This is a genomic window from Gemmatimonadota bacterium (assembly GCA_009838645.1).
Lineage (GTDB): Bacteria > JAAXHH01 > JAAXHH01 > JAAXHH01 > JAAXHH01 > JAAXHH01.
In genome coordinates, this window is the sequence record VXRC01000029.1 from 172,603 (window position 1) to 187,783 (window position 15,181).

Below are 15,181 nucleotides of genomic sequence, written 5' to 3' on the forward strand. Positions count from 1 at the left end.
ACGTCTGTCCGGAACGCCTTCATTTCCGTACGGACGTCTTTGATGTCGGCTTCAACACGTTCAAACCGCTGTTTGGTTTCCTTTCTTGATGAAAGTACAACTTCTTTAAGAACATCTATAGAGCGCAATATCTGTTCTTCCGTATTCGTATCCGAGATCCCTTTCAACATGACCCCCTCCTTATGCAACTGAATGAACCGACTGGTTATACAGCATATACGAATGATACGGGAACGGGTACCGGCCATGATGGAGATTCCGCGCGGCACAATACACGTCCCATGTTCTAAAGGGAATAGTCAGAATTGAAAGGGTTATATCGTGGTTTTTTTAATTGATCCGTCGTCGACAGAAAATAACACCGCACCTGCTACACAAACGGCGCTCGATGGTGGCGGCCGCCTGGTCATACGAGATGGTTAGCCGAAGAGCAACACCGTCAGCCGAAGGATTGGACGTTTCGCCACCCAGGCGTTACGACCGGCGTTACGACCGACGGCTTCACTGAAGACTGAATCCAGTCCGCAACAAGCCCGCAACAAGCCCGCTACCAGCCCGCGGGATTGTCCTGCCAGGTGCGGCCGATGTAGTCGAAGAAGGTGATGATGAGGAGGATCAGCAGCCAGAAGATGGCGGCGGCGGCGGCGAGCTTGGTCTGGCCGGGGCTGAACTTCAGGTGCATGAAGTACAGAATCACCAGGATCGCCTTTACGCTGGCGATGAACATGGCCACGGGCGTGTTGAGAAAGCCCATTTCCAGGGTGGCCGCCCACACGGTCGCGGCGGTGAGGACCAGCAGCGCCGTGAAGATGGTCAGGTAGTTGGCCGAGGTGGCGATGTGGGGGCCGTGGTGGTCCCCGTGGCCGCCTTCGGCTTGATGTCCGCCTTCGGCTTGATGGCCGTGTTCTGCGTGTTCAGTCATGGTATGATTCCTATACGGCCAGTCCGCCGATGAGGTACAGCAGCGGGAAGAGGAAGATCCAGACCAGGTCGACAAAGTGCCAGTACAGGCCGAAATTCTCGATCGGTGCGTAGTACTCGGTGGTGAACTTGTCCTGCCAGACGCGGATCAGCAGCCAGACGATGAGCACGAGTCCAATGAGAACGTGCAGGCCGTGCGTCCCGGTCATGCAGAAGTAGAAGCCGTAGAACAGTTGGATGGTCTGCCCGTCGCCCAGGCCGGTCCACAGGAAATTGTATCCGGGAATCAGGCCGTCGTGCAGCTTGTGGGAGTACTCGATGTACTTGTTCACCATGAACACGAGGCCGAGTATGAGGGTCAGCACCAGGAAGATCAGGATGTGGTTCTTCTTGCCGAGTTGGGCTGCACGGACGGCGAAGGCCATGGTGACGCTGCTGGTGATCAGGGCGACGGTGTTCAGGCCGCCCAGGAAGACGTCGAGATTCTGGCTTCCGATGACGAAAGAGTCGTAGTACTCGCTCCGGTAGATCGAATATCCCAGGAAGAACCCGCCGAAGAACATGACCTCCGTCAGCAGGAACAGCCACATCCCCAGGCTCGCGGCATCGTTCTGCTGGTCCATGTCGTCGAACTGATGACGCATGTATTCCGGATGGTCGTGATGTACATCGTGGCCATGGGCGGCCGCTTCCGTACTGACTGACACTATCTTGCTCCTTCTACGCGTGTTCGCGCTCTTTCTCGTGCTCTTCCTCGTGCACCGGGTTGTCGATCACCTCGCCGTAGTCGTACGGATCCTCCTCCACGATCGGCGTGGTCGGGAAGTTGTGCTCCGGCGGCGGCGAAGAGAGGATCCACTCCAGCCCCGTGGCCCGCCAGGGATTGGGACCTGCGATTTTGCCATTCTTCAGTGACCAGAGCAGGTAGATTGCCGGGACGATGAAGGCCGCAGCCAGGATGGTGGCGCCGGCGGACGACATGATGTTGAGCAGTTGCCACTCTTCCGGATAGACGTGATATCGCCGTGGCATGCCGAGGTACCCGACGATGAATTGCGGGAAGAAGGTCAGGTTGAACCCGGCGAAGATCAGGAAGGCGGCCAGGCGCGACCAGCCCTCCGGGTACATCCGGCCGGAGATCTTGGGCCACCAGAAGTGCAGCGCAGCCATGAAGGCCGTCACCGCGCCGCCCACCATGACGTAGTGGAAGTGGGCCACCACGAAATACGTGTCGTGCATGTGGATGTCCAGCCCCATGATGGCCAGGAACACGCCGGTGAGGCCGCCCACGGAGAAGAGTCCGATGAAGCCCAGTGCGTAGAGCATGGGGGCGTCGTAGGACACCGATCCCCTGTAGATGGTCGCCATCCAGTTGAATACCTTGATCGCCGAAGGCACCGCCACGAGCATGGTGATGAAGGAGAAGACCATGCCGGCGTAGATCGACTGCCCGCTCACGAAGAGGTGGTGGCCCCAGACGAAGAAGCCGAGGACCGCGATCGAAACGCTGGACATGGCGATGAATTCGTAGCCGAAGATCCGCTTGCGGCTGAAGGCGGCGATGACCTCGGAGATGACTCCCATGCCGGGCAGGATCATGATGTACACGGCCGGATGGGAGTAGAACCAGAACAGGTGCTGGAACAGGACCGGGTCGCCGCCCAGGGCGGGATCGAATATGCCGATGTGCAGCCCGCGCTCGACCATCATGAGGGCCAGCGTGATGGCGATGACCGGCGTGCCGAGCACCATGATGAGGCTCGTGGCGTACATGCCCCAGACGAAGAGGGGCATCTTGAACCAGGTAATGCCCGGCGCCCGCATCTTGTGGATGGTCACCATGAAGTTCAGCCCGGTCAGGATGGAGGAGAATCCGGCAATGAAGGCCGCCATGCCCGCCAGGATCACGTTGCTGTTGGAATAGGTGCTGCTGAAGGGGGTGTAGAAGGTCCACCCCGTATCCACGCCGCCGAGCAGGGTGGTCAGCACGCCGAACGTACCGCCGAAGATGAAGAGGTACCAACTCATCAGGTTCAGCTTCGGGAAGGCCACGTCCTTGGCCCCGATCATGAGGGGCATGATGAAGTTCCCGAATACGGCCGGTATCGACGGGATCAGGAAGAAGAAGATCATGACGATGCCGTGCATGGAGAAGGCCACGTTGTACTGGTCCGCTTCCATGAGATCCGCCTCGGGCGTTGCCAGTTCCAGGCGGATCAGGCTGGCGAAGGTGCCCCCGATCAGGAAGAAGAAGGTGATCGAGAACAGGTACAGCAGCCCCACGCGCTTGTGGTCCATCGTCAGCAGCCAGGACTTGATCGTGTAAGCCGCGTTCAGGAAGTGGTCGCGAGGCATCCGGTGTTCGGCAGCCCCCTGCTGGGCTATCGTGCTCATTGGGCGCCCTCCGTACTCGGCAGCGATTTGATATAAGAAATCAGATTGAAGATGTTGGTCTCCGTAATCTGACCCTGGTAAGTCGGCATGATCGACGGATAGCCGGCCACCATCCGGATCCTGGGATTGACGATGGATTCCCGGATATAGGCTTCGTCGATCAGGATGCGTTCACCGCTGGCAAGGACTTCCTCCGTGCCGAATTTGCCGTTCAGGGACGGCCCACGGGCCGCGGCCTGGTCGCTGTGGCACGTATCGCAGTTGAGCTGCGAGAAGAGCCGCGCCCCGGCCTCCTCGGGCGTCTCGTCGGACACGCCACCGCCCAGCCAGTCCTGGTAGTCCTCCGGTTCCATGGCGTAAACGCTTCCGATCATCATCGAGTGTTCGGTGCCGCAGTATTCGGCGCAGAACAGGTGGTACTTGCCGGGCTTCGTCGCCTCAAAGGTCAACGAAGTGTACCGTCCGGGGATCACGTCGTTCTTCACCCGGAACGCCGGGATGAAGAAGCTGTGTATGACGTCCTCGGACGCCATGGTCAGCTTCACCGGCGTATTGATCGGCACGTGCATTTCATTGATTTCCCGCTGGCCCGTGGGATGCTGCACGTGCCACATCCACTGCTTGCCGACCACGTAGTACTCCATGGCGCCGTCCGGGATCTGGTACACCCGGAAGAAGAGCCAGACGCCCCAGGCGAACATGATCAGCATGAGGACGAGCGGTATGGCGGACCACGTGATTTCGAGGCCCAGGTGGCCGTGCGTCTGCGTTTCCGCCTGCTGATCCTCGGTGCGGCGCCGGTACTTCATGGCGAAAAGAAAGATCAGCACGCAGATCAGGGCCATGAAGAAAATGCTGACGGCCACTACGAAAAAATACAGCAGATCGACGTCGAAGGCAAAGGTTGATGCGATCTCGGGATGCAGTTGGAATTGGTTGTTCATACGCTCACTTTACGGTTAAGTCCGGCCTTCATCGTCCGGTTACGCATCTTCTCCGCGTTCGATCCGTTCCCGCCGCCGCCGGCGGTCCCGCTTGAACATGACGACCATGAAGGAACCCATGGCCAGCAGCGTGACCAGCCCCGCGAGGCGCATCGCGTTCATGATGGCTACGCCGTACCGGCCCTGCTCGGGATCGTAGTTGAAACAGTACAGCATGATCTGGTCGAACACGTTGCCCAGTTTTTCCTCGGAAGACTCGATGATAGCCAGCCGGATGTCCTCCGACGGGTACTCGATCCCGAAGAAGTAGTGCGACACCGTGCCCTTTGGACTGATGATCATGATGGCGCTGCCGTGGACGAACTGCCCTTCCGTTTCGTCGTAGACGTAGTTGAAGCCGACGGATTCCGTCAGCGCGTCGATCGCCGCCGCTTCGCCCGTGAGGAAATGCCAGCCTTCCCCGGTGCCGGGCCGCCCGTAGCGCTGCGTGTAGACCGCCTTCTTCTGCGACGCGAGCGTCGGGGATTCCCGGGGGTCGAAACTGACGGTCACGACCTCGAATTCCTCCCCGATACTGTAGTTCAGGGGGGCCAGGCTGCGGTTAAGCCCGTTGAGCACTTCCGTGCACAGCATGGGGCAATCGTAGTAGACCAGCGTCAGGATGACCGGCTTGTCGCCGAAGTAGCTGCCCAGGCTTACCGGCGTGCCCGTTTCATCGTTGAACTCGAGGTCCAGGGGCAGGGAGACGCCGATTCTCTGTTCGATGCCCACGTGCTTCAGGATCTCGGGCGTGGCGCTCGCGTCCAGGCCGGGTCCCGTGCCGATATCCTTCATGACCGCCGGGCCGCTATCGCCTTCCTGTCCGTACGCCTCGCCAGGCATCGTGAACAGGACCGCGACCGCGATGAACCCCGCGGCAACTGCGGCGTATCTGTATGGTTTGCTCGTCATGATCCTACGGTCCTTCCCCGGTCTGTTCTTCCCCGGTCTGTTCTTCCCCCGCATCCACCGCCGAGGGCAGCTTGTACCTGTCGTCGGTCGCGATCAGGTGCATGGCCCGTTCGATGGGAATCTGGACGATTTCCGCCGTGCGGATCACCCACCCGTAGTTATTCAGCTTCTTCGCTTCCGCCTCCTGGAGGGCAATCAGGTCTTCCTCGGGGATGACCTGGAGCCGGGGTTCGGGCGGCAGCGCGTCCACATCGATCAGGGGCGCCGGGGCGTCGAATGTCATCGCGTTGTAGTCTTCGATCACCACGAACATCAGCCACATCAGTACCATGGAGATGATGGCCAGCGCCGTCAGGCCGATGCCGAACTTGATGACCAGGGGCACGTTGGTCTCGAATACTTCGTGTCCCCGTTCTACCGAGGCCTGGTCAACGATGTTATGGTCTTCGCCGTGATTCATGCCGTCCTCTAATAATACACGATCCTATGCCTTAGCCTTCGAGACCGGTGCCTTCGAGACCGAAGCCACGAGTTCCTCGAACCGGGGATCCTTTTGCGGGATCAACGGATACCGCTTCAGCCGGTTCAGGACAAAGAAAAACCAGATGCCGAACAGTCCGACAGGAACCATCACGTCCATCACGCTGACACTGAACCCGTCGAGCCGGAAATTCGGCGCCACGTGCCAGAAGATGTCGACCAGGTGCATGACCAGGATGAACCAGGCCACGCGTACCAGCCTCCGCGGGTCCCGCTTCCGTGGTATGGACAGGAGCAGGAAGAAGGCGATGACGAACCGGCAGAGGACAAGGACGACGGACAGGACTTCCCAGCCGCCGTGCACGCGGTGCACGTACCAGGGGTTCTCCTCCGGCAGGTTCGCCGCCCAGATGATCAGAAACTGCGACAGCATCATGTAGAACCAGAGCAGCGTAAAGGCCAGCAGCAGCTTGCCCCAGTCGTGGAACCGGTCCGCGTCGGCGAGTTCCGATAAGGGCTCGTGTTTCCGGAGCCAGGTCATCATGATGATGACAAATGAAAGGGTCGCGCCTCCGGCGTTCACGATCATCATGACCCCGTAGAGCGTCGAGAACCAGTGCGGATCGGTGGACATGATCCAGTCGAAGGACGCGAAGGTCATGGACAGGGCGAACACCACGACCCCGGGTCCGCAGATATTACGCATCTTGTCGTTCAGTCCGGGGTCTCCCGACGTATCCTGGGCGATGGACCACTTGATCAGCAGGGACGAAGCCGCGATCCAGATGGCGAAATAAAACACGGTCCGCACGAGGAAGAAGGGCACGTTGAGATAGGATTCCTTGTGCTGCAGAATCGGATCGACGGCTACCACTTCCGCGTGCGTCCAGTGATACAGGTCGTGCATGCCCAGCACGATGGGTATGAAGAGGACGAGCAGTACGGGCAGCGTGCTCATGCCGGCTTCGAGCAGGCGCTGGATGACGAACCCCCAGCGGCCGCCGATGAGGTGGTGCAGCATGATGAAGGCCATGCATACCAGGGCAATGCCCGCGCAGATCATGTAGCCCACCAGGTAGGCCTGGTAGAAACCGGACATCGCGCCGGTGGCGAAGGCGTAGAGCAATCCGCCCAGCACCAGGATGACGCCGACGGTCAAAGCCCGGGACTGAATGCTGCTGATTTGTGCCAGAAGATTGCTGGAGATCGCTGTCATTCTTCCACTTCCACGATTTGTTGAATTCGCTGCTGATCCGATTCCGGCAGTTCGGCCAGGTTGGCGCCCTGGCTCATCTGCAGCGCGCGGATATAGGCGGCGATGGCCCAACGGTCGGCCGGATCGATGCGTTCCTCGTAACTGTACATGGTACCGAAACCGTTGGTCACCACGTCGAAGTAATGCCCCACCTCCACATCGAGGAGCCGCTGGCTGTGAAAGGACTCCGGCTGCCTCATGCCGCGCTGCACGATCATGCCGAGCCCGTCGCCCGTCTTGCTGTGGCACGGCGCGCAGTAGATGTCGTACCGCTCCTGCCCCCGCTTCAGCATTTCAATGGTTACCGCGGCGGGAAACGTCGTCGCCAGCGCGCCGTCGATCTTGCCCGTATAGAAATGCTCGTCCAGCCTCAGGTGGCCCCGGGCAACGGTCCCTTCCACGGCGGGACGCACCGACCGCCGGTCGCCGAAGAAGTCGCTCTCCTCGAAGGGCTCGGCACGCGGCTGGTCGTGCATGTCCTGCCGGCAGGCCGACGCGGCGGCCAGGCACAGGACGCACAGGAAACCGGCGTATATGAGGGCCATGGGGCTACGCTTCAACTTCGTTCACCTCGTGCGGGTTCAGCTCTTCTAGAAACTGCCGGGTCGCGTCCTTTTCGAAGTACGGGTCCTCCGCCTCGATGCACAGGAAGAACCGGTCCTGCGTGGCGTACCGGAACCGCTCGATATCGAAAAGCGGATGGTTCGGCCGGGGCAGCTTGTTCATGACCATCATGCCGATCAGCGCGGCGAAGGAAGCGAACAGGACCGTGCACTCGAACATGACCGGAATGAAGGCCGGCCAGCTGTTCAGGGGCCGGCCGCCCACGTTGATCGGGTAGTGGATCACGGAGGCGAACCACTGCATGAAGAAACCCACGGCGCATCCGGTCAGCCCGCCGATCAGGATCACCAGCGCCACCTTGTTTTTGTGGAGGTGCTGGATGTCCAACAACTCGTCGAGGGGGTAGGGCGTGTAGGTCTCGATATGATGGTACCCGGCGTCCACGGTCTTCTGCGTGGCTTCCACGACGGCTTCCTCGTTTTCAAACTCGGCCACGAGGCCGCGCAGTTTGGGCTGGGCGGGTCCGTGATTCATCTTTAGGCGTCCTTCTTGTTCCGGTGCTTCGGTATGATCATCTTCATCTCGGACATGGGGATCATGGGCAGGAACCGGATGAACAGGCACATCATGAACAGGAAGAATCCGATGGTGCCGATGTACAGGCTCCAGTCCCAGATCGTGCCCGCGTAGTAGTCCCACGACGAAGGCATGTAGTCGTTGGCCAGGCTGGTCACGACGATGACGAACCGTTCCAGCCACATGCCGACGCCGACGATCAGGGAGACGATGAACAGCACGAGGGGGCTTCGGCGTGCGCGCTTCCACCAGAGAATCTGGATGCTGACCGCGTTGCAGAAGATCAGCGCCCAGTAAACCGGCGCGTACTGACCGGTCATGCGGTTCCACATCATGAACCCTTCGTAGGGGCTCGCGCTGTACCACGATATGAAGGCCTCCATGGCGTATCCGTACACGACGATGAAGCCCGTCGCCAGGGTCACCTTGCCCATGTTCTCCAGGTGGCGCGTCGTGATCAGTCCCTGCAGGCCGAACCAGTGCCGCACGGGGATGGTCAGCGTCAGCACCATGGCGAATCCGGCGTAGATGGCGCCGGCCACGAAGTAGGGCGGAAACACGGTGGTGTGCCAGCCCGGGATCAGCGAGACGGCGAAGTCGAGCGAAACGATGGAGTGCACGGACAGGACCAGGGGAGTGGACAGGCCGGCCAGGATCAGGTAGGCCTTCTCGTAACGGGCCCAGTGGGAGGACGCGCCGCGCCAGCCCATGGCGAATATGCCGTAGATCCGCGCGACAATCGGATGCTTCGCCCGGTCCCGCAGGGTGCCGAGATCCGGGATCATCCCCATGTACCAGAAGATCAGGGAAACCGTGAAGTAGGTGGATACGGCGAAGACGTCCCAGACCAAAGGCGAGCGCCACTGCGGCCACAGGGACATGGTGTTGGGCAGCGGCAGCAGCCAGTAGGCCAGCCAGGGACGGCCCACGTGGAGCAGCGGAAACATGCCGGCGCACATCACGGCGAAGATCGTCATGGCTTCCGCGAACCGGTTGATCGAGTTGCGCCAGTCCTGCCGCATGAGGTGCAGGATGGCGGAGATGAGCGTCCCGGCGTGTCCGATCCCGATCCACCAGACGAAGTTGATAATGGCGAATCCCCAGCCGACCGGCACGTTCAGCCCCCAGATGCCGGTTCCGATCAGCACCAGCCAGGTGATGGAGATGCCCAGCATGCCGACGATGGGCAGCAGGACCGCCACGGCCAGGTACCAGCCCCAGGGCGAATCCGATCTGAGGACGATATTGGATATCTTCTGGGTGACGGTGGTGTTGTTGTACTCGGGAGCTACGAAACCGTCGCCCGTGTACTTATCGACCTTTGCTATGTCGACTGCCTGTTCCTGTTGCGACAAGGAGCTATTCCTCTCACGCCTCCAGGACCGGGTTCGGATTGCGTATCCGACCCAGGTACGTCGTGCGCGGCTTGGTGAGCAGGTCCGTCAGCATCCCGTAGTTCAACGGACTGGCTTTCAATCTGGAAACCTTGCTATCCGCGTCCTTCGTGTTCCCGAAGGTGATCGCCTGGGACGGGCAGGCCTGCTGGCAGGCCGTCAGGATCTCGCCGTCGGCGATGTCGCGGTCTTCCTTCTTCGCCTCGATCCGGGCGACGTTGATGCGCTGGACGCAATAGGTGCACTTCTCCATGACCCCGCGGCTGCGCACCGTCACGTCCGGGTTCCGTCCCAGCTGCAGGCTCGGCGTTTCGAAGTCTGAATACAGGTAGAAGTTGAACCGCCGGACCTTGTAGGGACAGTTGTTGGAACAGTAGCGCGTGCCGACGCAGCGGTTGTAGACCATGTCGTTCAGGCCTTCCTTGCTGTGCACCGTCGCGCCGACGGGGCAGACCAGTTCGCAGGGCGCGTTTTCGCACTGCATGCACGGCACGGGCTGGTGGAAAGTCTCCGGCGCGTCAAGGTCTCCCCGGTAATAGCGGTCGATCCGGATCCAGTGCATCTCGCGGGCATTGGCCACTTCTTCCTTGCCCACGACGGAGATGTTGTTCTCCGACTGGCAGGCGATGGTGCACGTATTGCAGCCGTTGCACTTGTTCAGGTCGATGACCATGCCCCAGGCGTTGGGCCCGTCGTAGGCGTGATCGTCGGGATAGAGGTTGCGTTCCGGATCGGGTTCCTCCCACATCTCCTGGATCACGTGGGGGTCGTCTTTGAAAGTCTCGATGTCGCTGGCGCGGATCAGGTTGCGGTCGCGGGACATGCTGCCCATGCCTTCGAGTTCCATTGCGTGGTGGTCCTGCGTGCTGTAGATGCCGAAGGTGTCCCCGGTCGGCGTAACCTGAAGTCCTCCGCCGAAATCGGGGCCGGTGGAGGAACGGATCGAATAGGCGTCGAACCCCGCGTTCGTGCCCAACTGGCCCGCGCGGCGGCGGCCGTAGCCCAGGTGCACCGTGACCGTCTCGTCCGGGTGGCCGGGCAGGATCCACACGGGGGCGTTCACCGCGCGGTCCCGGTATGCCAGTTCGACCACGTCGGTGTTCTCGACCCCCAGTCGATTCGCCATGGCGGGGCCCATCAGCGCGGCGTTGTCCCAGGTCAGCTTGGTCAGCGGCTTGGGCAGTTCCTGCAGCCAGCCGTTGTTGGCGTAGTACCCGTCCCACACGGTCGGGTCCGCCCGGAAAATGAGCTCCGTACCGGCTTCGGGTCCCGATGCCTCGCCAACGGCCGCGGCGATGTCGCCGACGGATACGGCCTTCGGCGCCAGGGCGGATCCGGCGATGAACCCGTCGTGCACGGCGGTCTGCCAGAAGACCTCGAAGGCCTGCGACCCGTGGTAACCCTGGGCTTGCCAGTGCTCGCGGACGGTATCGTAACCCTTCTTCATGGCGTTGCCCGTCAGCGCCGCCACGATTTCGTGGGCGCTCCTGCCGCGATACAGCGGGGCGATGAGCGGCTGGACGACGGTCAACGTGCCATCGTAGGACCGCGCGTCGCTCCAGGCTTCCAGGTCATGGGCCATCGGAAGGTGCCAGTGGCACAGTTCCGCCGTCTCGTCGTGGTACAGGCCCGCGTGCACGCGCAGGGCCACGTTGTCCATGGCCTCCGTGAACGCGAGGTCCGCCGGCGTGCTGTAGACGGGGTTGGCGCCGATCATGACCAGCAGGTCGACCTCGCCGTTCCGCATGTCGTCGACCAGCGCGGTGATCGATTCGGTCTGGTTCACGGGAGACGCTTCGATGGACTCGGAATGGGTAACGGTGCTGCCCGTGTTGCCCAGCGCGTCGTTCATCGCGTGGACAAGGGCATGCACGGCGGGCGGCTGGTGATCGCCCGTGACCACGAGACAGGCGCCGGCGTGCGCGCGGAGATCGTCCACCACGGCGGATACCCAGCGCTGTGTGTCCTCGTTGCCTTCCGCGCCGGCGGATACGGATACGCCGAGCCCCGCGGCAATCGACCGGGCGAGCCCTTCGATCTCTCCCGCGCGGCGGTTGAGCAGATGGTCGGCCTGCGCGCCGGTCAGCGAAGGCGTACTCTCGATGACGTACAGCCGGTTCATGTTGTCCGGATCGTTCCCGTCCCGGCGGGAGGCGAAGTCCCGCGCATAGCGTACGGCGCCGGGGCCGGTGGTCAGGAAGTCTCCGTCGAGGGACAGGATCACGTCCGCCTTTTTAACGTCGCAGCGGATGGAGACGATTTCGCCGAAGGCCAGTCGCGAGCCTTCCCTGGCGTTGTCCAGGGTGACCGGATCGTACTGGTGCCAACGGGCGCCGGGGTACCTGGCCAGCAGGGCTTCCAGTTGCCCGTGCAGGCTCGGTGAGGTGACGGTGCCGGTCAGTACGCGTATGCCACCGCCCTGTTTCGCCACCTGGTTGGACAGGGCTTCGTTCAGTTCATTCAGATAGGCGTCGTAAGTGGTGATGCGGCCCCGCCGGATCACCGACTGGGACCGGTCCGGGTCGTACATCGTCAGGACGGAAGCCTGGGCGAATACGTCTGTCGATCCCAGGCTGGCGGGATGTTCCGGATTACCCTCCACCTTGGTGGGCCGCCCCATGTGGCTTTCCACCAGGATACCGTTCGCCACCCCGTCGTGGACGTAGGCCGAGGCGTAGTACAGGGGCTTGCCCGGAACGATCTCTTCCGGGGGCAGCACATAGGGGATGATCTTTTCGGACGGCTGGCGGGTACATGCGGAGGCGGTGGCGCCGGCCAGGGCGATCGAGGCGCCCATCAGCTTCAGGAACTTCCGCCGGCTGACCGGATTCGCCTTGACTTCTTCCACGTGTTGCGGGAATTCCTTCTCCATGAACGACTGGAATTCCTCGGTCTCGGCCAACTGATCCAGGCTGCGCCAGTATTCAGGCGCGCCGTTCTTCCCTGAGTTCAACGCTCCCGCTTCCGTGATGTGCCGTTCCGAAGTCTGGTTCATGGTACGATTCCGTGGCTGTCGCCGCTATCGATGGCCGATGGACTATCGATGACAGATGGAACAGTCTTCCAGCTGATCCTTGTTGACCCGGTAACCCCGGATCAGTTGCGCGCCGAGGGCGCTCTGGTCCATGGGCGCCGAGTAGTCGGGCTGCGATTCGAACTTGTACACGTCCGCCCGTTCCCGGATGAAGTCTTCGGGGCCGCGGTGGCACTCGAGGCACCACATCATCTGCAGCGATTCCTCCTGCCACATCAGGGCCATCTCGTTGACGGCGCCGTGGCAGGACTCGCAGCCGATGCCCTTGTTGATATGGATACTATGATCGAAATACACGTAGTCCGGCAGGTCGTGCACCCGGGTCCATTCGAGGGACACCCCGGTCGCGTAACTGTCTCGCACCGGCTCGAGCATCGGCGCGTCCGTCCACACCTGGGAGTGGCAGCTCATGCAGGTCTTGGTCGGCGGCAGGCCGGCGAAGGCGCTCGTTTCCACCGACGCGTGGCAGTACCGGCAGTCGATGCCGAGTTGATTGACGTGGTGCCTGTGGCTGAAAGGAACGGGCTGGGGTCTAACCTGGTGCTGCCGGGTAACGTAAGAGGTCGAGCCGAGGTAGAAAATGACGCCGAATGTGGTTGCCAGGAGAAGCGCCCCACCGACGATGCTCGCCTTGAGCCACGTATTCGCGGCGGGGGAAAAAATCTGTGGCATATGAACTCGTTCTATCTTTCTCGGATGCGTTTTTCACCAAATGACCGGATTCTCAACAACAGTCATGCACGATAAACCGCGTCGCCATCAAAGTCAATATAAATCGGCAGTTCGATTCGTTTTTTTGACCGTCGTCACGGAGACCCGAAATCCGGGCATATCGTCGCCTTGATGGCTACACGCAATCGGTCGATGTTTTCGCTTTGAGCGGGGCGAATTCCACCCGGCTGCCATCCCCGGGCCCATGCCCGGCCGCTATCCCAGGACCCGGGCACTGGCCATCCCAGGACCCGGGCACTGGCCGGTTGACACGGAGGACGATACCGGGTAGATTGAATTCAGGAATTCGGGGTGGTAACCCAGGCAGGACTGGCAGGAGGCGGCACCTAATTCAAGGAGTGGCCCATGAACGAGCAGCAACCATCGGAAAAGAGCATGCAGCGCATGCAGAAGTACTGTGACAAGTACTGGGAAAAGACGGGTACCTCGCCTCATCCGAACGCGGAAGTGACCGACTCGGTGGTCAAGGGTCTCGCCGCCCACGTGGACGAACTGGGCCGGCCCCTGTGCCCGTGCAATTTCTATCCCGACAAGAAGGCCGAACTGGAACGAAGCCGAGAGTGGGTCTGCGCCTGCGACGAGATGAAGATCTGGAAATACTGCCACTGCCTGCTGTTCGTCACCCCCGAGGGCCTTCCGATCACAGAATACCTTCCCGAAGACCACGAAGGCAGGCAGATGTACGGTCTGGTCAAGGACCCGACGCCGGACAAGGGCAGGGAGGCGCGGCACCGCGCGCCGGCGTAAGGATCGATAAAGCTGCGCTACAACTTCACGACGTTCTGCGGACGGCCTTCCAGGAAGGCGATGACGTTATTCACCGCCCCCTCGTTGAGCAGTTCGACGCCTTCCGGAGTCATGTCCGCGCAGTGAGGGGTCAGGACGACCTGTTCCATCTCGAGCAGCGGATGGTCCGCGGGTAACGGCTCCTCCTCGAAGACGTCCAGGGCCGCGCCGCCCAGGTTCCCCGACCTTAGCGCGCCCACCAGCGCATCGGTATCCACCAGGCCGCCCCGGCCGCAATTGATCAGCAGCGCTCCCGGTTTCATGCCCTCCAGCGATTCCCGGTTGATCATATGCCGGCTGTCGTCCGTCAGCATGACGTGCAGCGACACCACGTCCGACCTCTCCAGCAATTCGTCGAGTTCCACGTAGGTCACCCCGATCTCCCGGGCCCTGTCATCCGATGGGTTATACGTCCAGGCGATCACCTCCATGCCCACGCTTCCCGCCAGTCTCGCCATCTCCGATCCGATGGGGCCGGTCCCGATCACACCGACGGTCTTTCCCCGGAGGTAATAGGCATCCAGCCGGGGCCACTGGCCGGCTTTCATGGCGCCCGTGAAGAACGCCGCCCTTTTCGCGAGGGCGAACATCAGGCCGAAGGCGTGCTCCGCGACGACCGGCGCCGTCCGACCGGGCTGGTTGGAGATGACGATGCCGCATTCCCGTGCCGCTTCCAGATCGAAACAGTCGACGCCGATCGAACAGGTTGCGATCATGCGGAGATCGGGCAGCGCGCGGAGGACGTCCCCGGGCCACGTTACGAGCCCACGGGAGTTGATCATTGCCGCGGCGCCCCCGGCCCGTTCGATCTTCTCTTCCGGCGTTTCCGGCCGATCGGTGTACAGGACGACCTCTCCGTAGGCTACGAGCCGTTCCAGGTGGGGCGAGCCCTGCATCTGGGGTGGGTCGTCCCCGGGAATGACGATACGTAATCGGTCAGACATAAGTTCCCTCTATAAAATCGTGGATGGTTACCGTACGACCTCAGCGCATGGCCTTTCGGTGCCGGGCTGACTGCCTTGTTGAAATGTACCGGGTGGAGATCCATCCGGAAAGCACGGAAATAACGCAAAGATCAGACAGGCTACAAGGATAAAGCCTTTCATTTAATAAAACATATTGATATTTTATAAATTGTAGTTTTATGTTC

Annotated in this window: 14 protein-coding genes; 1 reads left to right on the forward strand and 13 read right to left on the reverse strand. The window is 61.3% G+C overall.

Annotated features, from left to right (window positions below; genetic code table 11):
• Window positions 1-547 precede the first annotated feature (547 nt).
• The 12 genes from F4Y38_09115 to F4Y38_09170 form a co-directional block, all read right to left on the reverse strand.
• The gene (locus tag F4Y38_09115) at window positions 548-922 is read right to left on the reverse strand and encodes an oxidase (GenBank protein ID MXY49439.1); all 375 of its coding nucleotides are present in this window, start codon (window positions 920-922) and stop codon (window positions 548-550) included.
• 10 nt (window positions 923-932) lie between these two features.
• A complete protein-coding gene (locus tag F4Y38_09120; protein ID MXY49440.1) occupies window positions 933-1,565 on the reverse strand; it encodes a cytochrome c oxidase subunit 3 family protein in 633 nt (210 codons plus the stop codon).
• 76 nt (window positions 1,566-1,641) lie between these two features.
• Window positions 1,642-3,315 (reverse strand): cytochrome c oxidase subunit I, encoded by a 1,674-nt coding sequence (locus F4Y38_09125; GenBank protein ID MXY49441.1) that lies wholly within the window; start codon window positions 3,313-3,315, stop codon window positions 1,642-1,644.
• Complete coding sequence (coxB, locus tag F4Y38_09130) at window positions 3,312-4,259, reverse strand: cytochrome c oxidase subunit II (GenBank protein ID MXY49442.1); 948 nt, start codon at window positions 4,257-4,259, stop codon at window positions 3,312-3,314. The genes F4Y38_09125 and coxB overlap by 4 nt, the downstream gene beginning before the upstream one ends.
• 39 nt (window positions 4,260-4,298) lie before the next feature.
• Window positions 4,299-5,210: an SCO family protein gene (locus F4Y38_09135; protein MXY49443.1), complete on the reverse strand. Its 912-nt coding sequence runs from the start codon at window positions 5,208-5,210 to the stop codon at window positions 4,299-4,301.
• 4 nt (window positions 5,211-5,214) lie between these two features.
• Window positions 5,215-5,670: a hypothetical protein gene (locus F4Y38_09140; GenBank protein MXY49444.1), complete on the reverse strand. Its 456-nt coding sequence runs from the start codon at window positions 5,668-5,670 to the stop codon at window positions 5,215-5,217.
• A 24-nt stretch (window positions 5,671-5,694) separates the two neighbouring features.
• Window positions 5,695-6,906 (reverse strand): hypothetical protein, encoded by a 1,212-nt coding sequence (locus F4Y38_09145; GenBank protein ID MXY49445.1) that lies wholly within the window; start codon window positions 6,904-6,906, stop codon window positions 5,695-5,697.
• Window positions 6,903-7,490 carry a cytochrome c gene (locus F4Y38_09150; protein MXY49446.1) on the reverse strand — a complete coding sequence of 196 codons (588 nt, stop codon included), beginning with the start codon at window positions 7,488-7,490 and terminating at the stop codon, window positions 6,903-6,905. Before F4Y38_09150 ends, F4Y38_09145 begins: the two co-directional genes overlap by 4 nt.
• 4 nt (window positions 7,491-7,494) lie before the next feature.
• A complete protein-coding gene (locus F4Y38_09155) occupies window positions 7,495-8,043 on the reverse strand; it encodes a DUF3341 domain-containing protein (GenBank protein MXY49447.1) in 549 nt (182 codons plus the stop codon).
• A 2-nt stretch (window positions 8,044-8,045) separates the two neighbouring features.
• Entirely contained in the window at window positions 8,046-9,440 is a 1,395-nt protein-coding gene (locus F4Y38_09160) for a hydrogenase (protein ID MXY49448.1), read from the reverse strand.
• A 13-nt stretch (window positions 9,441-9,453) separates the two neighbouring features.
• A complete protein-coding gene (locus tag F4Y38_09165; GenBank protein MXY49449.1) occupies window positions 9,454-12,474 on the reverse strand; it encodes a 4Fe-4S dicluster domain-containing protein in 3,021 nt (1,006 codons plus the stop codon).
• Window positions 12,475-12,516: 42 nt separating this feature from the next.
• Complete coding sequence (locus F4Y38_09170) at window positions 12,517-13,185, reverse strand: cytochrome c3 family protein (GenBank protein ID MXY49450.1); 669 nt, start codon at window positions 13,183-13,185, stop codon at window positions 12,517-12,519.
• Window positions 13,186-13,590: 405 nt separating this feature from the next.
• On the opposite strand from F4Y38_09170, the gene F4Y38_09175 reads away from it, so the two are divergent.
• On the forward strand, window positions 13,591-13,992 hold the full coding sequence (locus F4Y38_09175; protein ID MXY49451.1) for a ferredoxin:thioredoxin reductase: 402 nt from the start codon (window positions 13,591-13,593) through the stop codon (window positions 13,990-13,992).
• Between the two features lie 17 nt (window positions 13,993-14,009).
• Here the strand turns inward: F4Y38_09175 and F4Y38_09180 are convergent, their stop codons facing one another.
• The gene (locus tag F4Y38_09180; protein MXY49452.1) at window positions 14,010-14,975 is read right to left on the reverse strand and encodes a phosphoglycerate dehydrogenase; all 966 of its coding nucleotides are present in this window, start codon (window positions 14,973-14,975) and stop codon (window positions 14,010-14,012) included.
• Between the last annotated feature and the right edge of the window lie 206 nt (window positions 14,976-15,181).